The following is a 22,765-nucleotide window of genomic DNA, read 5'->3' on the forward strand; positions in this document are numbered from 1 at the left end:
AGACCGTCAGACTGTCTCAAAAGTATTAAGAATTAGAGAGAAACATTATAATGAATTATATACGAGGAGCCTCCCGAGAACAACTTACATTATATACCACATGTCTGGACGATATGGTTGATCGGGATAATACCGTAAGGTTTATTGATGTTTTTGTTGATAATCTCGATTTGGAGCAGTTAGGTTTTACAACTATTTCTAATCAAGGTAGACCAGCATATAATCCTAAAGATTTACTTAAGCTTTATATCTATGGCTATATGAATCGTATGCGTTCTTCCAGGGTATTGGAAAGGAATGTGTTCGTAATATAGAACTCATGTGGTTACTTAAAAACCTTAAACCAGATCATAATACGATCTCTAGGTTTAGACAATCTAATCCCAAAGCCATAAAGCGTGTCTTTAGAGAAAGTGTTTCTATAGCTCAGGATTTTAATCTTATTGGAGCTATATTCATTGCTGGTGACTCTACAAAACTTAGAGCTCGGAACAGTAAAAAGAACAATTACAATAAAAAGAAAATACAACGCCATTTAGAGTATATAGACAATAAGCTAGATGAGTATAATGAGGCATTAGCTACCGCCGATGGCGATGAAAAAAAAGCCATCGAAAAAGCGATAAACAAACATCGGGTACATCAAGATAAATACCAACAAATACAAATGGTATTGGAACAGGATAAGAGCTGTGAAAACCCACAAATATCAACTTCTGATCCAGATAGCAGGCACCAAATTGTTCGGGGAACGATTACCGAAATAACCTATACAGCCCAAAGGACTGTAGACGATAAACATAAACTTCTTATTGATTACAAACTCACCAATGAGAATGATAAAAAGGCTATGGGTATGATGCTTAGAAGAGCAAAAAGTATTTTAAGAACCAATACATTTACAGCACTTTATGACAAAGGCTATCATACCGGTAGTGAGTTCTATACTGCAAATTGCCTGGGAATAAAAACCCTTGTGGCCATACCAGGTATTGGCAGAAGTAGCCAAGCACCAGACCCAACTTATAATGTTGGGCACTTTATTTATAACAAAAAAGAGGACACCTATACTTGTCCGAAAAACAGAGAACTAATCTCTAATGGTAATTGGTATAAGGCTAGAAACTATAAGTTTAAGCAATATAAAACCAAGCCTTGTAAAACTTGCCCAGTAATGACAAGTTGTACAACTTCAAAGGTCAATGGGAAGATTGTTCAACGTAGCCAGTATAAATCGTACATAGATAGCAACAAAAAGCATGTAGCCAATAACCAAGGACTTTACAAAAAGCGACAAGCCATTGTAGAGCATCCCTTTGGTACGATAAAGAGGCAATGGGGTTTTGATTATATAATTACAAAGAAAGGAATTGCTTCAGCCAGTGCTGATTTTGGATTAACAGCTTTAGCATACAACCTTAAAAGAATGTTCAATCTAGGCTGGAAACCAAAAATATCCGTCTTAAAAGCATTTTTTAAACACCTTATTTGCTTTTATAATGACCAGAGTGTTTGTTTTAACGGAATCTCAGTTTTAGGTAATCCATTTGGAAAACCCTCTAACAAATTAATATATTTTTAAAATAAACAACTAATCACGGTAGTTTTGAGACAGACTGACGTTAGGCACAATTAAAAAAAACTATGAGAACATTATTAATATTGGCATTTATTTTAATTGGCTTTATTGGAAAAACACAAGTGGTGGTTGATTCAATAAACGGAAAAATTTATGTTGACAGAGTTCAGAAAATGGACTTGAACAAAAAGGAATTAAAAGACAGGGCAAATCGTTGGGTTGCCAAAACTTATAACAACTCTAACTATGTTACTCGAATTAATAACGAGGACAACATTTTGACAAAAGGAGCATTTGAAATAGGTGCTGACTACACAGCTTATGGAGCAACTGTTTATTCTTCACGAAAAGTGGAATATACTCTTGATTTGAAATTCAAAGATGGACGATATAAAATCGAAATATCTGATTTACTATTCGATGGAACTGACGCTTCAATGTCGTTGGCTGTTTATTTTATGAGTTTAGAACAATATCGTGAGTTCAGTCTGAAAGCAATGGAAAACTATGACGGAATTGGAAAAAAAGCGGCAATCAAACGAATAAAAAATGACAAAAAATTTAAAAAAGACTACGAATCTCAGCAGAATTATGGAAAAAAAATAATTCCGCAGATAATAAAAAAACTTGAACAGATTGATTTGAGTTTATTAAACTTTCTAAAAAACAAAGACGATAAAGACGATTGGTAAAAAACGGTGTTTAACAATAGCCATAATCCATTGCTTCGCTGGTCAATTAAGACAAAGAACCTTGCTTACATTTATACTGACCAAAAACTGTAAGCCTAATTCCGTTGCCACAAGGAAAGCGCTTACGAAGTAAGGCCTCTTTTATTGGTGCTCCTTCTTGATAAATCCTTTTTTAAGAAAGCCCACTCCCAAACCCAAAGAATTATGGTTATTTTTAGGAATAGCAAATTCCCTAACCCAGTTAAAAAAAGAAGAATGGCAAAAAAGGCAGCACAAACGGCATCTTTTATGATGCGGTTTACACAAAAGATTTATGATGAAAATGGGGAATCCGAAGTACAATGGCGTGGCAATGTTTCGCACGTTCAGGGTGGTGAAGACCTGAATTTCTCCGACTTTAAGGAAGCCGTGGCCTTTATACGGCAGCATCTGGCGGATTTGACCATGAATGCCACAAACGACCGAACATCGGAAGAGCAGGAAAACATTTTAACCAAAAGTTTTTCCCTTTTTAAGTCAGTGGCCACAACAGGGCCCAAAATACTAAAAGAGACCCTGAAAGATCCCCGAAAGCAAGTGGCCAATTTACAAGATCAATTGAGTGAATATGGGGAAGAATTGTGGGACAAAGTACCGATAGACCAATGGCGGAATGCTTCCAAGTCCGATTTTAAGACCATACATGAAACCTTGGTGGAATTGACCCATTCGGTTGCGGAACTGTCCAAAAAAGTGGATGCCTTGCAGGGGGCATCAGCAAAAAAAACAAGAACTTCCCCAAGGACGTCAAGGACCGCGAAAAAACCAGCGGCCAAAGCAAAAACCCCGCCCTCCAAAGCAAAATAAGCTGTGTCAAGCAAGGAACTGACAGCCCGGTTGGCGGACCTTAAAGCGTTTCAGCTCAAAGCACCGATCAAATTTCAGACTTTGGGACGGTTCGCCCTATGGCGTGAAGACGATAAAGTCAATGCAAAGGATTGGGGAAGGGACAAAACCATCCAACTGATCCAATACCTTATTTCCTATCGGAACAAACACGCCCTCCACAAAGAACAGATTATGGAGCATTTGTGGGAAGAAGGTGACGATCGCGATTTTAAAGTGGCGCTCCACGGCGTGAATAAAGTGTTGGAACCCCATCGGCCCGCAAGAACGGAAGCCATTTATGTAGAACGCCAGGGCGTGACCTATCAACTGAATCTGGATTTGGTTTGGATCGATGTTGATGCCATTGAAAAATACATCATCATCGGCAATAGCGCGCTGGGCAACCTTCCCGAAATTGCAAAAGAGGCGTACCAAAATGCCATTGTACTCTATCAGGGGATGTATCTGCCCAATCGGATTTTTGAAGATTGGTCCTCCGAGGAACGCGAAAAAACACAGGTTCTGATTCTTGGCGCATTGGTGAACCTTGCCGAACTATTGATAACCACCAACCCCATGGAAAGTATTCGCCTTGCGCAACAGGCGATTGCCATTGACAAAACCTGGGAGGACGCCTACCGCATTCAAATGTCGGCCTATATTGCCAAGGGCAATCGGCCGCAAGCCCTAAAAACCTATCAAAAATGTGCCGATATCCTTGATGAGGAATATGGGATACCCCCGCTCCCGGCCACAAGGGCATTGTTAAAGGAAATCGAAGCCATTGCTTGATGAAATGCGGTTATATCAACCCACTGTAAATAAAAGGGTTACCTCACCTTTATAGAAAAAAGCCCAACCCCTACCCTGGTTTGCAACTCATTTGTAACTACCTGGTTTTATGTTTGTCCCATAAATTTAGAACGCAAAAAAATATACAGCTATGGCAACTAACAAAACAAAGCAAACGCTAGTCGAAAAAACCGCGAACAATGTTCTGTGTTTGGCCACCAAAGCGAACGATTTTGCCTTGGGCACCACGGAAAAAGTGTTTGATACCTCTTTTAAAGTGGCAGAAAAGTCCTTGAACATCACTTCAACAGTGATCAAAAAAGGATTGGACATCACCGCAACACAACAAGATCTTGTTTTTGATGTGTTGAATGGCATAAAGAAAAAAATCAGTAAGGACTAGGGCAATCTGCCCAAAAGCAAGAGTGCAACTCAGCTGTAACTTATGGCATTTAGATTTGCACCATTAATAGATCAAAAAGAATACTTAAAAAAAAATATCATGGCGACAACGACTGTAAAAAGAAAAAAAGAGCAAGCAAAAAGCCTCAATAGTGCATTGATCAACGCCACTGTGGCCACTATCAATACCACTTTGGAGAATGGCGAAAAATGGCAAAAATTGACCAAGAAATTGGTGAAGAAATCCGAGCCAGTTCGAAGAAAGCAAATGGATATGTTTTTTGATACGGCCAGCACCGTTAAAAAACAGGTAAAATCCGGTAAAGAAAGAACATTGGACCTTGTGGGTTATGATGAAGGAACTGCGGAACGCGCTTATGAGTATGTTTCCAAAACACCTGTTGGAAAAATGGTCTTGAAGGTAACTGAAAACATTAAAGAGAAAGTTACTGAAAACCCAACACTCAAAAAAGTTGAAAAAACGGCCAAAGACATTAAAAAAAAGGGTACCGCTAAATTCAACGATGTTAAGGAAGATGTTTTGGGGCAGGTTAAAAAAGTGATCCATAAAGGGGAGGAATTTGTTGATGAAGCGTTAAAACCCTCCAAAGGCAAGACGACCAAAGCCAAAAAAACGGTGAAAGCCAAGGCCCAAACCGAAACGGTCAAAAAAGAAGAAGCGGTAGCAAAAATGGAAGTTGAAGTTTCTGGGAAAGACGATTTAAAGTTGATCAAGGGAATTGGCCCCAAATTGGAGCGAATCTTTAACGAGAACGGTATCGAAACCTTTATGGAATTGGCAGAGGCCAGCGATGAAAAAATCCAGGGAATTCTTGAAAAGGCCGGTCCCATCTTTAAGAACCTTAATTTTTCCGATTGGAAAAAGGAAGCCAAAACCAGAGGCTAAAGGGCAACAAAGGAAATTGGCCCAAAGCCCTATTGTTAATCTTTAAATCAAAGCATGATGAAAAATAAAAGCACTAAGAAAAACGCTAAAGGACTAATCGGCAAAGCTATGGCCAAAACAAAGGCAATGGCGTTAAAGGGAAATGATACAGCCCTTGCACGAACTGAAGAATTGGTTACCACCTCCTTGGAAATAACGGCCCAATGGCAAAATGTTGCGGATAAGGCCCTAAAAGGTGGCTTAAAATTGGCGGCTAACCAACAGGATTTGGTCTTTGACATTTTAAACGAGGTCAAGAACGATTTAAAAATTGGTAAAAAGAAATTCAACAAGCTGGTAGCATAGTAGCAGTAATTAATCGAATTTGTATGGAAAACCAGTTTGTCCCTTCCAGGGACCAGCTGGTTTTTTAGTATGCATGCATAGTAAGGGGTAAATTCGTTATTTTAGCAAGAGGTACGACAACTTCTTTTTAAAGTGTGTTTTCGCTTAACGAAGTTGGGTTTTGAAGTTTTGAATTGGCAAGTAAACAGAAAATAGCAGAAGAAGATCTGATCGATTTTTATATGGATGCCGTTGTGAAATACGAAGGCAAACCAGCTTCGATAGAAGATTTGGCAAGTGACTATGATTTTCACCCCGATGGATTCTATGAATACTACGCGGGTTTTGAAGATTTGGACAGGTCCATATTCAAGATTCTAATCGATACGTCCATTGCCACGCTGGCCGAAAGTCCTGATTTTGTGTCATTTGACAAAAAGGACAAATTATTGAGCCTTTTTTACACGCTTTTCGAAAATTTTACGTTGAATCGGGATTTTGTTTTACTTACCATAAAAAGTTACGGTCTCAGTTTTGATGCCCTGTCACTTTTTAAAGAATTGAAGGAAAGTTTTATCGCCTTTATCGATTCGTTGCAGTTGGAGACCTTCAGGATAAGTGAGAGTTTGGAATCCATTCAAAAAAGATCGATCAGGGAAGGCGTTTGGATACAGTTTTTGTTGACGGTCAAGTTTTGGATGTCCGATGATTCCCATCAATGCCATAAAACGGATATTTTCATTGAAAAGTCCATCAATACGGGCATGGAATTATTGAACACCAAATCATTGCAAAATATCATTGACCTGGGTAAATTTTTATATGCTGAAAAAATAAAGTCGAAAGATCCCTCATGAAGACTTCAAAGAGAATTCCACTTTCAAAGCTACAGCGCACCTCAAAATTGATGCAAACAGGTGCCAAAGTTGGCGTGAATTATTTGAAGTACTATGGGGACAAAATGGTCAATTCGGAGGAAGAGGCAAAAGCACGATTGGATGAAAACAATGCCAATGATATTTACGACAGTTTAAAAACCCTGAAGGGCAGTGCCCTAAAGATGGCGCAAATGATGAGCATGGAAAAAAGCATCATGCCAAAAGCCTTCGTAGAAAAGTTTTCACTCGCCCAATTCTCCGTACCCCCACTTTCAGCACCTCTAGTGCTAAAAACATTCAAACGGTCCTTTGGAAAATTTCCCCATCAACTATTTGACCAATTCAACAATAAGGCCATGAACGCCGCCAGTATCGGTCAAGTGCATCTGGCCGAAAAAAACGGACAGCAATTCGCGGTAAAAATCCAATATCCCGGAGTGGCGCAGAGCATTCGATCGGATCTGGCCATTGTAAAGCCGGTAGCCATGAAAATGTTCAACATCTCGGGTGAGCATTCGGAACAGTATTTTAAAGAGGTGGAAAACAAACTTGTGGAGGAAACCGATTATGAACTGGAACTCGCCCAAAGTCAGGAAATCAAACTATGGTGTGGTCATCTTCCAAATTTGAGGTTTCCGACCTATTATCCGGAATATTCCTCTCCAGAAATTATTACCATGGATTGGATGCATGGCGCACACCTTTCCGAATTTGCCCAAACCAATACCGACCAAGAGGCAGCCAATTTAGTGGGACAGACGCTGTGGGACTTTTATATGTACCAAATGCACGTTTTGCATAAGGTCCATGCCGACCCACATCCCGGCAATTTTCTCGTTTCCAATGCACATGAGGTCATCGCACTGGATTTTGGTTGTATGAAGGCCATCCCGGAAGACTTTTATAATCCTTATTTTGAGCTGTTCAAATGGGAGGTCATCAATGATCCGGATAGTTTTGAAAAAAACCTTTTTGCCCTTGAGGTATTGAAGGAAGAGGACAGCGAAACGGAACGTGCTTTTTTCACCAAACTATTCTTTGAGGTATTGGAATGGTTTACCAAACCTTTTCAAGTGGAAACCTTTGATTTCTCCGACCGGGAATTTTTTGATAAAATCTCGGCCTTCGGGGAACAGTATCTGAAAAAGTCCACCCTAATGAACATGAATGCCGATAGGGGATCAAAACATATCATTTACATGAACAGGACTTTTTTTGGACTGTACAGTTTGATGTTCGACCTGAAGGCCAAAGACATAAAAACACACAATTACACCCAGTTTGTTCAAAACACTGACCAAGAACTGCTGGTAAAATAAAGAACACATGGCATCGAAAATAGATCTGAAGGATATTGCCCAAGAAGTATTTGACGGGAATTTTAAACAAATTTCGGGTTATGAAGCGGCTTTTCTTTATGCGGAATCGCCCACAAGCCCAATGCATATTGCCACTTTGGTCATCGTTGAAGGTTCCATGAATTTTAAGGATTTCAAAAGAATAGTCGCCTCCAAACTCCATTTGATCCCAAAATTCAGACAACGCCTCCTGCACGTACCCATGGATTTGGATTACCCCTATTGGGTCGATGATCCCAATTTTGAGCTGGACCTACATCTTAACCGAATGAAACTGGCCGATCCCTCCAACTGGGAATCCTTGCGAAGAACAACCTCCCGCATCTTTAGTGCACCCCTGGATTTAAGGCGGCCACTTTGGTCCATCCACTTTATAGAAGGGATAGATGAAATCCCCCAAATTCCCAAAGGCTCTGTGGCCATAGTCAGCAAAGTGCACCATGTCATGATCGACGGTAGCTCCGGAGTGGGCCTAATGGGTATTCTATTTGACAAAGACGACAAGGTCAGGACCATTGACAAATCGGAAATCAAAAAGTACGATCCCAACCCCTTACCGGATGATATCAGTTTACTACTGAAAAGTGGGTACGGCTTTTTAAAAAATCCGCTCAGAATTCCAAAAACCATAGCCGATACCGCAATAGCCTTTGTGAAAAACAAGGCTTCAAAAACCTTAAGCATCCAAAAGGAATTTGCCACGGCACGTTATCCCGTACCGATTACCATATTTAATGGAAACGTTTCCCCCAGAAGAACATGGGGAACGGCAATCCTTTCATTTGACCGTGTCAATAGCTTGCGAAAACTGGTCGGTGTCAGTATCAACGATCTTATTTTGGCCGTCTGCGCCGGGGCGATACGACGTTATCTTCAAGAGAAGGAAAAACTGCCCTTGCAACCTTTGGTCGCCAATGTCCCCATCTCCATACGTGGTGAAAATGACGATTCACAAAACAATCAAATAGCCAATATGCTGGTTCAATTGGGCACGCATATTGAAGATCCTTTGGAGCGTTTGGAATACATTCAGGAACAGACCATGCTGGGCAAGGCAAGACATAAGACCATGGGTGCCAAAACCCTGGCAAAAATAGCGGATGCCGTACCTTTCGGATTGGCCAACCTTGCCGCCAGGATCTACGGCAAATACAATATCAAGGACTTGCATCGCCCCCCATTCAATGTAACCATTACCAATGTACCTGGACCAACAAAACTGCTCTACCTGAATGGGCACAAGGTGGTTTCCATTTTTGGTTTGACCCCAGTGGCAAATGGTTTTGGTCTGATCATTGCCGCCTTCAGTTACAATGGTAAAATCAGTATTACCACCACTTCGGACAAGCGGACGATGCCGGATTGTTATGTTTTCTCAAGGTACATCCGCGAATCCGCCAATGAACTGGAAGAATTGATTTTAGGGAGCCAGAAGAAAAAGTCCCCGGCGGGGAAATCCGCAAAACAAAAAAGTGAAAGCACCGCTTTTTTCAATGCCTTAAGGCGGTATTTGAAAAAGGAAACCGGACTTATCAAAAAATACCAGGGCGTCTACCACGTTCATGTAGATATGGGTGCCACCAGCGAATGTTGGGAAATTGACCTCACCAAAGAAGCGGCTACCGTTAAAAAAACAACGACACTGGACCCGAAAACCGTTTTGGAAATTGAGGATGCCAACCTATATGCGCTGTACAAGAAAAAACTGTTGTTTGATGAACTAAAAATTCAACAACGCTTAAAATTATCCGGTACCGTGGCCAACAAACGTAAGTTGACGAATCTTATTAAAGCCTTTTTAACCCGATAAAATGTATTACAAGACCAATACATTTACCGCCAAGGACGGTGAAATTATCTGCTACTATAAGTGGGAAACCCTTAATGCCAACAAGAATCGCGGCATTGTGCAGATTGCCCATGGTATTGGGGAGCATGCAGGGCGTTATGACAGCATAGCCCACCGTTTGCAGCAAGAAGGGTTCACCGTTTATGCCAACGATCATCGGGCACATGGGAAAACGGCGGAAATAAAGCGGCTTTTTGGTTTTTATGATGGCAAAAATTACTTTGAGGATGTGGTGGAAGACATGCATTCCCTAACCGGGTTGATGCGCAACGAACACCCTGAAGCTAAATTTATTTTGTTCGGCCATAGCATGGGGTCCCTTTTGAGTCGAAAATACGTGCTCCGTTATGGCGATGAAATTGATGCCTTGATTTTATCGGGCACGGCAAATTTTATCAAGGGATTGGGACATTTTGGGTTGGCAAGCACAAAAGTGGTAAGCGCTATCCGGGGGCGGGAACGCGGCAATGAAACCCTGAGAAGCTTCTTCTTTGATGAATTCAATAAAAAATTCAAGCCCAATCGAACAAAATTGGATTGGATAAGTAGCGACGAAGCCGCCGTGGATGCCTTTGAGGCCGATCCCTATCGCATTGAGAACTTTTCCGTTGGGGTTTTTGCCGATATTCTAATCAATTCCAGGGAATTGAATAAAAAAAGTGCTTTTGTAAATACCCCGGACAAATTACCCATTTTAATCTTTTCGGGAGATGAAGATCCCGTGGGTGAAATGGGAAAAGGGGTAAGCAAAGTGGCCAAGAACTATGAAAAGAATGGCAACGAAACCCTTACGTTCAACCTCTACAAAGGAGGCAGGCACGAAATGCTCAACGAAAAGAACAGTCAAGAAGTGGAGGAAGATATGATAACATGGCTTAACACCTACATCCCCTAGAACCATGGAAGATAAATTGCATTTATATGAGACTTTTATCAAATTCACGGCCTATTTAGGGGTACGCGGCGGGCTTCCCATTACGAAAGTCAAGAAAATCCTAACGGGAAGTTTTAAAATTCACGCGTATTCGGATGAACTGATGCCCATTGTCAAAGAAGTGACCTCGGACGATAAGGACCTGGATTTTCTGTTTGATGAATGTATTCGAATGTGTGATGAATTGGGCCCAAGTCGTGAATACTTTACACTGATTACCTTACTGGAGAACATCACCAATGAAATAACCCGAAAAGGCAATCCGGAAGCCGATGAACTATCCAAAAAGGTCTTGAGCAGATTCAGGGAAGAAATAACACTGATCAATCAGAAGATCCCCAAACCTCCCCTATTCAATATGCTTTTGGAAAGTAGGTCCCTGGTTGAATGGGCGTCCATTTATGCCATTTACCCTTTTATTCCCAAACGCATTAAAGGAGAGGGCAAGCCCGTACTATTGATTCCCCCCTATTTGGGTGATGATTATTCAACGTCCTTTGTCCGTCGGTATCTGACCTCCTTAGGTTTTAAGACCTATAAATGGGACCAGGGCTTCAATTTGGTCAAATCGCACTACATCCCACGCCTTGAGGAAAAGCTGGATGATATCTATCGGATTCACGGTGAAAAAGTAAGTATCGTAGGTTGGAGCGGAGGGGGCCTTTTTGCCAAGATCATTGCCAATCGCCATCCCAAGCAGGTACAACAGATTGTAACCATTGGTTCACCCGTATGGGGGGTTATGGACATGAAAACCCCGGTCAATGGCATTTTGGAGTTTTTTAGGGGAAAATCCCTAAAGGAAAGGAACAAAAGGTTTATCGAAGAACTTGAACCCATACCCAATGTGCCGATTACGTGTATTTACACAAAAACAGATGGCCTATTGCCCTGGAAACATTGCATGGAAGCCGAAAGCTATCGGGATGACATAAAGAATATTGAAGTGTACGGCAGCCATTCGGGCCTGGGTGCCAACGTCAGTGTTCTGTTGATAACGGCCAATGCACTGAGTGCCAATATTCAAGGGAAAACGATCAAAGAGACCACCTTGGAAGTAGAACGCATCCTTTATCCTTTTTACTGGAACAAGAAAAAAAGAAGTTTGTTTTTTTTAAATTAGAAGTTCAACCCCTAAGTTGAAATGCAGGACATCATTAATAGCGAAAAATTTCAGGAGTCTTTAAAGCAAGCAGCTAAAGACCACAAGCTAGCTATTGAAGATGTTCAAAAAGAAGCAGAAAAATACATTAAGGAACTCTATGCCCAGCAACACCCTGCGGCAAGACTGGTTTCCGTACGGGGTTTTAACTATATTCTTTCCAGGGCCTACAGTGAAAAAATAGATGTTGACCCCAAGGGCATCAAAAAGCTGATGAAATTGATGCGGAAGCATTCCGTCGCTTTTATCATGACCCACAAGACCTATCTGGATACCTTGGTCCTCATCTCCACCTTGGCACGTTATGGGATGCCCGTACCCTATTCCTTTGGGGGGATAAACCTGGCCTTCCCCGGATTGAAGCAATTGGGGAAAAGTGCCGGTATAGTTTTTATCCGTAGAAGTTTTAAGGACAACCCGATCTATAAAATTGCGCTTAGGCACTACATTTCCACTATTATAGACAAGGGGGACCACCTTACCTGGAATATTGAAGGCACCCGTTCCCGGACGGGTAAAATCCTGCATCCCCAAATGGGTATCCTAAAGTACATCATGGATGCTGAAAAGCAGAGTTCCAGGGATGTTAAGTATGTCCCCGTTTCCATAGCATACGACCTTATTCCGGACGTCAAGGAAATGACGGAGCAAGCAAAAGGGGCCAAAAAAAAGTCGGAAAACCTTTCCGAAGGCATCAAATACGTTCGAAGCCTGGGAAGCAATTATGGTAGGGCCGCCATCCGTTTTGGTAATCCGGTCGAAATCGATGAAACCCATAATGTCGCGGTTCCCCAATTTGAGGATGATACCTATAAGCGTAAGGACACTTTGCCCTTTTTCGCCTTCGATCTTATCAATCAAATGTCCAGGATTACCCCGGTTTCCACGGTTTCCCTGATTTGCAATGTGCTCCTTAATGACTTTGCACTGACCAAAAAGGAAATCGAATTCAAGGTGAAAAAGCTGATGGAATACATTGGCAAAAAGCAAGAGGATTCGCTTATGGATAGGGGCAATCCCATTGCCGTGAGTGTACAAAAAGCTTTAAATCTGCTTCAAGCGGGCCATATCATTCGCAAAAGCAGGGCTGGGCAAAAAGCGCAGTTCAGTGTGATTTCCACGGAGTACCTGTCGGCCACCTATTATGCCAATATGGTTGCGGGCCATCTGTACCACTCCGCATTTGTGGAGATGGCCCTGGTAAAAGTGAAAGACGATACGTCCCCAGATAGAATAGTTCATTTTTGGGAGGAAATCATGAACCTTCGCAATCTTTTCAAATTTGAATTTTTCTATACCAACAAGGCGAAATTCAGTGATGAAATTGAAGCAGAGCTCAATCGGTTCGATAAAAATTGGCGGGAAATACTGAATGACCCCAAAAGGGATGTTTCCGAAATCCTGAAAAAACAAGATCTATTCATCTCCAGGGCGTTGCTCCTTTCCTATATTGAAGCGAACAAGGTGGTATGCCATACGTTGAGCCATTGGGACGAGAACGACATATTCACGGAAGAAGAGTTCCTGGAGCTTTGCATTTTTAAGGGAAAAGAGCTCCATTGGCATAGTCGAATCACGCGATTGGGAAGTATTTCAAAACCCTTTTTAAGCAATGCCTATCGCTTTGCCGAAAATGCCGGACTTGGCATAACCGACCAAAAGACAAACCACAAGGGACTCGAAGCTTGGATGCACCAACTTGAGGACTTGACGGCACGATTGACATACCTGAAGGAAATCGAGGTGGAACCCAGCACCAAAAGCCTGGGATTGTTAGCACGCCAAAATAGTTTGGTGCCCGAGGCGACAATACCCAAATCGAGAAAAAAAATAGAAGAAGCAGAAGAAGGACCGCACATAGCCGCCTATTTTGATCTGGATCGGACCATAATCAATGACTTTTCCGCAAAGCGATTTATGCGTACCCGGTTATTTAGTGGGGAAACAACGGCCAAGGAATACATTACCCAATTTATGACGGCCCTGGTCTTTTCATTCGGCAATCGCGATTTTGAAGTGCTGACCAAAATTGCCGCCTTGGGGGTCAAAGGGATTCCTGAAAAGGTTTTTGCCGATCTGGGCCAGGAGGTATTTGAGGAATACCTGTTACCGACCATCTACCCGGAATCCCGTGAATTGATCAAAAAACATTTCGAAAAAGGACATCGGGTGGTCATTATCTCGGCCGCTACCCCCTACCAAACCAATCCCGTTGCCAGGGAATTGGGGATTTCCGATGTGTATTGCACCCAGATGGAATTGCAAAACGGAAAATTTACGGGGCGCATTGCAGAGATGCGTTGGGGTGAAGGCAAAGCAAGGGCCGCACGAATCTTTGCCAGGGAGAATACTATTGACCTCTCCAAAAGCTATTTTTATTCGGATAGTTTTGATGATTATCCCTTATTCAAAATTGTGGGCAAACCCGTGGCCACAAACCCGGATAATGCGCTTTCCCAGGTAGCCTTTGAGAACGACTGGCCCATTCTTCGATTTAAGGAGCCCAGTGAAAAACCGGTGGTCAATGGCTTACGTACGGGCCTGGCGGCTGCGAGCATTTATCCGTCTGCGGTAAGGGGCGCGGTAAAGGGATTGGTCACCCTATCAAGACAGGAGGCGGCCAATACCACCTTTTCAAGTATTGGTGACTTTGGTACACGCCTGGCCGGATTGCAAATATCCGTGAGGGGCAAACGTAACCTGACCGATTTTCGCCCTGCAGTATTTTGTTTTAACCACCAGAGCGCAGCCGATTTCTTCATTATCATGAAACTCTTACGCAGGGATTTTACCGGGGTTGCCAAAAAAGAACTGGAAAGAACACCTATTGGCCCTATATTCAAAGCGTTGGGGGCCATCTATATTGACCGAAGCAACAAAACAAAGGCCATAGAGGCCATGAAACCGGCGGTGGAGGCATTGAAAAATGGCGTTTCGGTGGCTATTGCCCCCGAGGGAACACGGAGTGGTACCGCAGAATTGGGACCTTTTAAAAAAGGGGCCTTTCATCTGGCCATGCAAGCTGGGGTTCCCATTGTTCCCATTGTCATCAAAAATGCGTACCAAGCGGTGAAAAAAGGTTCCATGATGTTGCGTCCCACACATATTGAGGTAGTGGTATTGGATCCCGTGGAAACGGCACTTTGGAAACGGAAAAACTTGAATCAATACATTGAAGAGGTACGTGAACTGTTCGTTGCGGAGCTGAATCACTAATTGGGTTTCCAAAATTACCGACCCAAACCAAAAAAAATCGAACATATGCCATTGAACATAGGAATATTGGGAGGAGGTTCGTGGGGAACCACCGTTGCCTCACTAACCGCAAGAAATGCAAATCCCACCGTTTGGGCCCGAAATGAGGAAACGGTGCATGAAATCAATGCCCATCGGACCAATTCAAAATACCTGCCGGGAGCACTTTTGAACAAAAACCTAAAAGCCTCGGTTTCCATAGAAGAAACCGTAAAAAATGCGGATTTACTGGTTATGGGAATTCCCTCGCAAAACTTTAGGGAAGTCCTGGAAACCGCAAAACCCTTTGTTCGCCCGTGGATTCCCATTGTGAGTTTGGCCAAGGGCCTTGAAATGGGCACAAAAAAAAGGATGACGGAAGTGGTGGCTGAAATACTGCCCGGACATCCCGTAGGAGTATTGACCGGTCCCAACTTGGCAAAGGAAATCCATAACGGTCAGGCAGCGGCAGCGGTAATTGCCATGGTGGATGAAATCATCGCCAAAAAATTGCAAGGGGTATTCAACTCGGGGCTCTTTCGTGTGTATACCAATAACGATGTGATCGGCTGTGAATTGGGGGGTGCCCTAAAAAACATTATGGCCATCGCTACGGGAATGGGCGACGGGGCTAATGCTGGCGATAACACCCGGGCGGCACTGATTACCAGGGGACTCTCCGAATTAACCCGTTTGGGCACCGCCATGGGCGGAAGAAGAAGAACCTTTGCCGGGTTGGCGGGCATGGGAGACCTTGTGGCCACCTGTAGCAGTGCCAAAAGTAGAAATCGCCATGTTGGTTTTCAATTGGGAAAAGGGAAAAAGCTCAAGGAGATTATCGAAGAAATGTCCGAGGTTGCCGAAGGGGTCAAAACGGCCAAAGTGGTCATGGAACTTGCCAGGGAATACAAAGTGGACATGCCCATCTCCGAAGAGGTCTACAAAGTATTGTATGAGGGGAATACCGTAGCGGATGCCTTTCGTGGCTTATTAAAATTGGAGAGTGGTTCTGAGGCGGAACCCGGGTAACCCCCATCCAAAGCATATGATTAAAGGCAATGCCATCAGGTACATACCACTTTTATGGGGATATGGCTTTATCAGAACAATGGAAGTTTATACTCATGTGCTTACTTACGTATTTAAGAAAATAACGGATTTGCTATCTTAGGCGTATAATGGATATATGATCAATGATGATATATAATTGTTGTAACCCATTATGACCAAACAAAAACACATATTTATTCTATTAATCCTTTTTCTAACTTTTAAAGGATATTGCCAATCTAAAATAGGAATCATAAAAGACAAAGATGGATTCACAAACATTAGGTCTGACAAAAGCAATAAAAGTGAAGTAATTGGAAAAATTTTTGATAAAGAACATTTTACATTCTTTGAAAATGACGATTCAAATTGGTGGATAATAGAGACCGAAAATGGACAGATTGGTTATTTACATAAAAGTCGAGTGTCATTTGTCAAAAATGGATACGTGCAAAATGGTAAATTGACAAATAAAAATGTAAGCTTATCCGCAAAAGATGAGCATTTTAAAGAAGTAATCATCAAATTTATTCAGTTAAAACCTACTGAAGAGTTTTATGATTTTAGCTGTAGAGGTTTAATTCGAACGATTAAAGCAAACAAATTGATTGACGAAATAAACTATGGTAACATTGACCCTGTTGGAAGTGATTTTGGCTTAACCTTTTCCAAAAACCAGAACAGAGAAAGCCTATTTATCGCCTCGAAATTTGGCGATTATTATGGGGAAATACTAATCATTGATGAAAATGGAAAAATCCAAAATTTTCAAGGAGGTCAATATTTTGTGACCGAAAATGGAAAATATTTGGTATCCGATTGGTCTTCTGACTTAAGCGGTCTGACAATTTATGACTTAGAGAAAAAGCAACTTAGATTTAATAATGAACTGGATTTCTATCTCGGACACTGGTATTTCGAAAATGGCGTTTATTTTTCACCTATATGGAATGGAGAAAAAGAAATTGACGAGACATATGAAATTGACTTTAATCGCTTTAGTTTAAAAAAGAGCACCATGAAAATAGAAACAGGAAACAAAATCGAAATGACAAATCAAAATTGTGAATGTAAATAACGGGTTACAACAATGCTATAAGTAATTGCTTGGGTATGGTAAGTGCAAATCGGAATATTCTCCGAATATTCCTTACCCTGTGCCTTTTTGCTAACATTTGTAGTTTGAGCAACTACCCATAGCCTAACCGTTAGCTACAATAGCCCTAAGAAAGGTTGGGAAGTAAAAGCCCCACACCCAAGAGATTTTTATTTGATTTTACCAACGCACGGACAAGCACATTGCGCCTGCTCTTCGGGACAGCCACAAAGAGCTTGCCTCCCCCACCTTACTCCGCTGAAGCTAAGCGAAGGCGAGCCCGCAGATTTAAGAATTTGAATTTCGTTTTCGCGTTGGATAGATCTTCCGCTTAAAATCTGTGATCTCATCTTTTAATTTTTGGTTGGCACTATTCAATAATTCATTTTGATGCTTCATGATGCTCAATAGGTCATGCATGGCATTCAAGTTTTCCAGTTGAACGGAAACGATTTGTTCTAAATCGGCTTTGGTATATCTTCTGCTCATAATAATTGCTTTATGACAAAAATTAATTTTTACAAAAATACAATAAATTATTGTTTTACAAAATATTAATTCGATTAAAAGGAAAGAAATTTACATGAAACTATAATTTTATCGAAAAACCTACAGTTTTAGCCTTTGTATATTTACACCAAACAGCAATTTAATTGCACTATGGATAAAATAAATTACAATCGAATAAAGGCTGTATTGGCTGAAAAAAACGTTTCATCTAAAGATTTAGCCAAACATCTAGATAAAACAGAATCCACTGTTTCAAGATGGTGTACTAATGATGTTCAGCCTGCGGTAGAAATATTTCATCAAATTGCCAAGTTTCTTGATGTAGATATTAGAGAGCTTTTTGTCTCAACGAAAAATTAGAATAGACAGAGCTCTATGAAAATAAAGAAAACGGAAATAAAAGAACTTATCCAAACTATAGGTTTCAAACTGCAAGACGGTGAGAAAGATGTTTACTATAAAAGTTATCCCAAGCATAAGGACTATATCCTCAAAATAGATTTTGAAAATGAAAAAATTGAATATGGTTCAAAGATCAAATTAGGTGACTTAACTACAAGTAATTTTGAACAGAGTGAGAATTTTGTTGTGTTAGAATGCGTTGACAGAGTTTTAGAAAAAGGGTATGCGCCAGATAAACTTTCATTGGAACATAAATGGCCAATGGGAAGAAAAGAAAAAGGCAAATTGGACATTCTAGTTTTTGACAAAGATGACAAAGCCTATTTAATGATTGAGTGTAAAACTTGGGGAGATGAATACGAGAAAGAGAAAAAGAAGATGCAGCGTGATGGTGGGCAACTTTTTTCATATTTCCAACAAGATACCGCTGCACAATACCTCTGTCTTTATGCTTCTCGTGTTTCAGACGGAAAAATTGATTATTCCAATGAAATTGTAAAAGTTGATGAGCAATGGAACGAACTGAATAATCAAAAGGAGGTTTTTGATCATTGGAACAAAAACTTTAAAGACAATGGGATTTTCGAAGACTGGGCAAATGCCTATGACGTTGAAATTAAAGCCATAACCCGAAAAAGACTAAAAGAGCTTACAGAGGAAGATAGTGGAAGAATCTTTAATCAATTTGCAGAAATTTTAAGACATAATGTCGTTTCAGATAAACCTAATGCTTTCAACAAAATCTTCAATTTATTTCTATGTAAAATAGTTGATGAAGATAGAAAGGATACTGAGGAATTAGACTTTCAATGGAAAGATGATGACACGGATGAATCCCTTCAGAATAGATTGAATGATCTGTACAAAAAAGGGATGAAAGACTATTTAACAAAAGAAGTAACAGATTATAATCAGAGCCAAGTTTCAGATAAACTAATTCGACTGGATCAAGCAGATAGAGAACAAATTTTAAAAATGTTCTCCGATTTACGATTACGAAAAAATCCGGAATTTGCTTTTAAAGAAGTTTTTGACGAAAAATCTTTCCGAGAAAATGCTGTTGTAGTTCGCGAAGTAGTGGAATTACTTCAACCCTACCAAATTAGGTATGGACATAAACAGCAATTTTTGGGAGATTTCTTCGAACTACTTTTAAGTACAGGAATTAAACAGGAAGCAGGACAGTTTTTTACTCCCGTTCCTATAGCTAAATTTATTATTTCCTCATTACCTATCCGAGAGCTTATCAATAGGAATATTGACAACGATAAAACGCAAATACTTCCCTACGTTATAGATTATGCCGCAGGAAGTGGTCATTTCCTTACTGAAGCCATGGATGAAGTTCAAAGCATAATTCAGGAGATTGACGAAACTACACAGCGTCCTTCTGTGAAACGTAACTTGAGTAGTTGGAAAATTAATCCTTTTGATTGGGCATATGATTATGTCTATGGGATTGAAGCAGATTATCGATTGGTAAAAACTGCCAAAGTAAGTTGCTTTCTAAATGGTGACGGCTTGGCAAATGTAATACACGCGGATGGCTTAGATCATTTTCAAAAGAGCAATGATTATAAGGGCAAATTAAAAGAAGTAAATAAGAATGACTCAAAAGATAATGGAGTATTTGACATATTAGTAGCTAATCCACCTTATTCTGTTTCTGCTTTTAAAAACACACTGAAAAATGGTGAAGAATCTTTTGATCTATTCAACAGATTGACAGATGACAGTTCAGAGATTGAGTGTTTATTTATTGAACGCACAAAACAACTTTTAAAGCCAGGTGGTTGGGCCGGGATAATTTTGCCAAAATCCATTCTTGACAATTCAGGGATTTATATAGATGCAAGAGAAATTATTTTAAAATTCTTCGCCATTAAAGCTATTGCCGAATTTGGTTCAAATACCTTTATGGCAACTGGCACTAACACAGTTACACTCTTTTTAGAACGCAGAGTTACCAACGATTGGAAAAAGATAAAAACTGCTATTAAAAACTTTTTCGACAAACCCAAAGAAGCCACTGTTAATGGTATTGAAAAAGCATTTGTTAAATATGTGAATGAAGTTTATGAAGATATTTCATTACAAGATTACATCAGTTTAGTAAACAAAAAGCCAAATGAAACTATAAGTGAACAAGAGCTTTTTATGAGTTACACAACCTGGTTCAACGATTTAACTGAGGTTAAGAACCTGAAACAAAAGCATAAAAACACTCTGAATAAGCTAAATATTAAACTGAATAAAGAAAAAGACAAATCCAAAAAGACTGATATTCAAAGAGAAATAGAAGTTCTCAAAACAGAGCAACCAAAGGAAATCACCCGCTTATTTTATCAAAAAATATTTGCCAAAGAGCAAGACAAAATGCTCTATTTCTTTTTAACCCTCCCGCAACAAACTGTCCTAATCAAGGTAGGAGAAAAAAAGGCGGAAAAACAATTTATTGGCTATGAATTTAGTAGCAGACGTGGACATGAGGGTATAAAAATGTATCGAGATGGGAATGGAAAACTTACAACCAAACTTTATGATGAGAACAACCATCTAAACCACGAAAAGGCTAACAGCTATGTATATCATGCTTTTTTAGGTGAACAAAAAGAGATTTCTGAATCCCTCCAAAATAACGTAACCAAATTTGATTTAATTGACTTGATTGACTTCAAGAAATTGAGTTTTGAAAAATCGATTTCTATGAGAGGTAAAAAAAAAGTTAAAATAAAAAGTAAATTCCCTTTAAGTCCTCTCAGTGAACTTACCAATGGTTTTACAGGAGTAATATTTGATAAAACCGATGAAAGTCAATCCGCAACAAATTTAAAAATATTAACAGCTTCAAATATTGATTTAAAAAGTGGTTCGGTGACATTTGAAAAATCAAAACAACTAAAAAACTCAGTTCAACTAAATAAATCCGAACAACTAAAAAAGGGAGATATTTTCATTTGCACATCCAGTGGTAGTCTTAATCATCTAGGCAAATTTGCCTTTATTGAAGATGATATTTCCTATTGGCCAGGTGGTTTTTGTGCTGTTCTTCGAGGTCGTGATTTCACCACTCAAAAGTTTATTGCCTTAGTTCTTAGGAATTTCAAGGAATACAGGCATTTCGTGGAAAGCTTCTCTGGCCAAAATATTAACAATCTCAAACTTTCTGATTTATGGAATTTTAGAATTCCGAATCCACCAGAAAAGGTCAAAGAAAAAATAATAACCGAAATAAGTGCTGTAGAACAAAAAGAAAAAGCAGGTAGAGAAAAACTAATTAAACTTAATTCGTCTCTAAAAGGCATTTTTTCTGAATTAAATTACCCAATTGAAAAACTTGGTGAAATTTCGGATTTTAAAAACGGGTTAAATTACAGTGAAAAAAGCACAGGTGAATCCGTAACAATTGTGGGGGTGAAGGATTTTCTTGAAGATTTTTCGCCCAATTTAGATAAGTTGGTAGACGTTCGGATAGATGGTTCTTTATCCGAAAGTTATAAGCTTCAATCAGGAGATGTTTTAGTGGTAAGATCAAATGGTTCTGCTAACCTTGTTGGTAGATTCATATATATTGATAAGCTTGACAAAGTGACTTCATACTCGGGTTTCACTATTAGAATTCGTGCCAATTCAGATAAAATTAATTCAAAGTATTTGTGTTACTGTTTAAGAACTGAAAGTGTAAGAAACAAAATCACAAAAGACCCTAAAGGGGCAAATATTAAAAGTGTGAACCAGACAATGCTTTCAGCTATTGATATTCCCTTACCTCCAATTGAAGTTCAGCAAAAGATAATTGAGAAAGCAGAAAAACTAGAAAAAGAAATTGCTCTAATTGAGGCAGAACTATCAACAATGGATGAGCGAAAAGAACAAATATTGAAAAAACATTTAGAATGATTTGCCAATGCTTCATTGCACATTGCCATCCTCGTTCCTGTGGTGGCAAAGAGCAAAGCCAATGCACGAATTAAAAGAATTGAAAATCAAATAAAAATCTCTTCTCCCCGCGCTCGGGGTAAGGGAGCTAAAAGAAACGAAATAATAAAATTAAACGACAGTGCTAATCGGGCTACAGTAGCTAACAAAGTGTATAGGTCATAGCCTCCCTTTGGTCAGCAACGCCCCATACACAGACCGTTAGCTAACATTTGATGAAGTTCAAATTATCGAATCTCATTTACGTTCTACTTATCCCATTATTTTTTGCTTGTCAAAAAAAACAAAATCTTTATGGACATTATTCCTCATGCTACGGCAGAGAATATGCGGAATTTTACTTTAAAGAAGATTGTATGAGAATTGCAAAAGATGACGAATGGGTAAAATTATCGGAATGGAAAAAAATTGAAATCAAAAATGACACGCTTCATTTTGAAACTTTTGGAGAATGGAAAGATTCTTCGAAAGTATTAATAAAGTATACCGAAAGGAACAAAATCAGACTGCTGAATTTAGACAACAGCGAGGGCATTTTATTGGAACCTATCGAAGATTATATAGACTTTGAAAATCCAGAAGAATTCTGGAATGGATTCAATAATCGACAAAAAATCAAGAACTGTAAAAAATAAAAACGCTAGCCAACAAGGGTCATAATTCACAACTACCCGGCTTCCTTATTTAAAAAATCCTACTTTAGAATCCAAGCAAAAGAATCGACTGGATTGCTACCCTGTCGGTCCAAAATCATAGCCGAGACCGTTATAAGCAATACAAAGTCTTCTGA

At 39.9% G+C, this 22,765-nt stretch carries 18 protein-coding genes and 1 pseudogene; 18 read left to right on the forward strand and 1 reads right to left on the reverse strand.

Annotated elements, in window-relative coordinates:
* The first annotated feature begins 50 nt into the window (after positions 1-50).
* The 15 genes and pseudogenes from L0P88_RS04235 (at position 51) to L0P88_RS04305 (ending at position 17,106) form a co-directional block, all read left to right on the forward strand.
* A pseudogene (locus L0P88_RS04235) lies at positions 51-1,582 on the forward strand (IS1182 family transposase).
* Positions 1,583-1,644: 62 nt separating this feature from the next.
* On the forward strand, positions 1,645-2,271 hold the full coding sequence (locus L0P88_RS04240) for a DUF4468 domain-containing protein (RefSeq protein WP_247133384.1): 627 nt from the start codon (positions 1,645-1,647) through the stop codon (positions 2,269-2,271).
* A gap of 255 nt (positions 2,272-2,526) precedes the next feature.
* Entirely contained in the window at positions 2,527-3,117 is a 591-nt protein-coding gene (locus L0P88_RS04245; RefSeq protein WP_247133385.1) for a hypothetical protein, read from the forward strand.
* Between the two features lie 3 nt (positions 3,118-3,120).
* Positions 3,121-3,930 (forward strand): bacterial transcriptional activator domain-containing protein, encoded by an 810-nt coding sequence (locus tag L0P88_RS04250; RefSeq protein WP_247133386.1) that lies wholly within the window; start codon positions 3,121-3,123, stop codon positions 3,928-3,930.
* A 151-nt stretch (positions 3,931-4,081) separates the two neighbouring features.
* Entirely contained in the window at positions 4,082-4,333 is a 252-nt protein-coding gene (locus L0P88_RS04255; protein ID WP_158778352.1) for a hypothetical protein, read from the forward strand.
* Between the two features lie 99 nt (positions 4,334-4,432).
* Positions 4,433-5,239 carry a hypothetical protein gene (locus tag L0P88_RS04260; RefSeq protein WP_247133387.1) on the forward strand — a complete coding sequence of 269 codons (807 nt, stop codon included), beginning with the start codon at positions 4,433-4,435 and terminating at the stop codon, positions 5,237-5,239.
* Between the two features lie 108 nt (positions 5,240-5,347).
* Complete coding sequence (locus L0P88_RS04265) at positions 5,348-5,584, forward strand: hypothetical protein (RefSeq protein ID WP_247133388.1); 237 nt, start codon at positions 5,348-5,350, stop codon at positions 5,582-5,584.
* 173 nt (positions 5,585-5,757) lie between these two features.
* Complete coding sequence (locus tag L0P88_RS04270; protein ID WP_247133389.1) at positions 5,758-6,420, forward strand: TetR family transcriptional regulator C-terminal domain-containing protein; 663 nt, start codon at positions 5,758-5,760, stop codon at positions 6,418-6,420.
* A complete protein-coding gene (locus L0P88_RS04275; protein WP_247133390.1) occupies positions 6,417-7,760 on the forward strand; it encodes an ABC1 kinase family protein in 1,344 nt (447 codons plus the stop codon). Before L0P88_RS04270 ends, L0P88_RS04275 begins: the two co-directional genes overlap by 4 nt.
* A gap of 7 nt (positions 7,761-7,767) precedes the next feature.
* Positions 7,768-9,609, forward strand: coding sequence for a WS/DGAT/MGAT family O-acyltransferase (locus L0P88_RS04280; RefSeq protein ID WP_247133391.1), 1,842 nt, complete (start codon positions 7,768-7,770; stop codon positions 9,607-9,609).
* Position 9,610: 1 nt separating this feature from the next.
* A complete protein-coding gene (locus L0P88_RS04285) occupies positions 9,611-10,543 on the forward strand; it encodes an alpha/beta hydrolase (protein ID WP_247133392.1) in 933 nt (310 codons plus the stop codon).
* A 4-nt stretch (positions 10,544-10,547) separates the two neighbouring features.
* Complete coding sequence (locus L0P88_RS04290) at positions 10,548-11,705, forward strand: esterase/lipase family protein (protein WP_247133393.1); 1,158 nt, start codon at positions 10,548-10,550, stop codon at positions 11,703-11,705.
* A gap of 21 nt (positions 11,706-11,726) precedes the next feature.
* Positions 11,727-14,960, forward strand: a complete 3,234-nt coding sequence (locus L0P88_RS04295) for an HAD-IB family hydrolase (protein ID WP_247133394.1) — start codon at positions 11,727-11,729, stop codon at positions 14,958-14,960.
* 45 nt (positions 14,961-15,005) lie between these two features.
* Positions 15,006-16,007 carry an NAD(P)H-dependent glycerol-3-phosphate dehydrogenase gene (locus tag L0P88_RS04300; RefSeq protein ID WP_247133395.1) on the forward strand — a complete coding sequence of 334 codons (1,002 nt, stop codon included), beginning with the start codon at positions 15,006-15,008 and terminating at the stop codon, positions 16,005-16,007.
* Between the two features lie 193 nt (positions 16,008-16,200).
* Entirely contained in the window at positions 16,201-17,106 is a 906-nt protein-coding gene (locus L0P88_RS04305) for an SH3 domain-containing protein (RefSeq protein ID WP_247133396.1), read from the forward strand.
* 306 nt (positions 17,107-17,412) lie between these two features.
* On the opposite strand, the gene L0P88_RS04310 is transcribed toward L0P88_RS04305, so the two are convergent.
* Positions 17,413-17,613 carry a hypothetical protein gene (locus L0P88_RS04310; protein WP_247133397.1) on the reverse strand — a complete coding sequence of 67 codons (201 nt, stop codon included), beginning with the start codon at positions 17,611-17,613 and terminating at the stop codon, positions 17,413-17,415.
* Positions 17,614-17,784: 171 nt separating this feature from the next.
* Between L0P88_RS04310 and L0P88_RS04315 the strand changes: the two genes are divergently transcribed.
* The 3 genes from L0P88_RS04315 (at position 17,785) to L0P88_RS04325 (ending at position 22,610) form a co-directional block, all read left to right on the forward strand.
* On the forward strand, positions 17,785-17,994 hold the full coding sequence (locus L0P88_RS04315) for a helix-turn-helix transcriptional regulator (protein WP_247133398.1): 210 nt from the start codon (positions 17,785-17,787) through the stop codon (positions 17,992-17,994).
* A gap of 15 nt (positions 17,995-18,009) precedes the next feature.
* Positions 18,010-21,936, forward strand: a complete 3,927-nt coding sequence (locus tag L0P88_RS04320; protein ID WP_247133399.1) for an N-6 DNA methylase — start codon at positions 18,010-18,012, stop codon at positions 21,934-21,936.
* Between the two features lie 395 nt (positions 21,937-22,331).
* Positions 22,332-22,610 carry a hypothetical protein gene (locus tag L0P88_RS04325; protein WP_247133400.1) on the forward strand — a complete coding sequence of 93 codons (279 nt, stop codon included), beginning with the start codon at positions 22,332-22,334 and terminating at the stop codon, positions 22,608-22,610.
* The last annotated feature ends 155 nt before the right edge of the window (positions 22,611-22,765 follow it).

Source organism: Muricauda sp. SCSIO 64092, assembly GCF_023016285.1.
Lineage (GTDB): Bacteria > Bacteroidota > Bacteroidia > Flavobacteriales > Flavobacteriaceae > Croceivirga.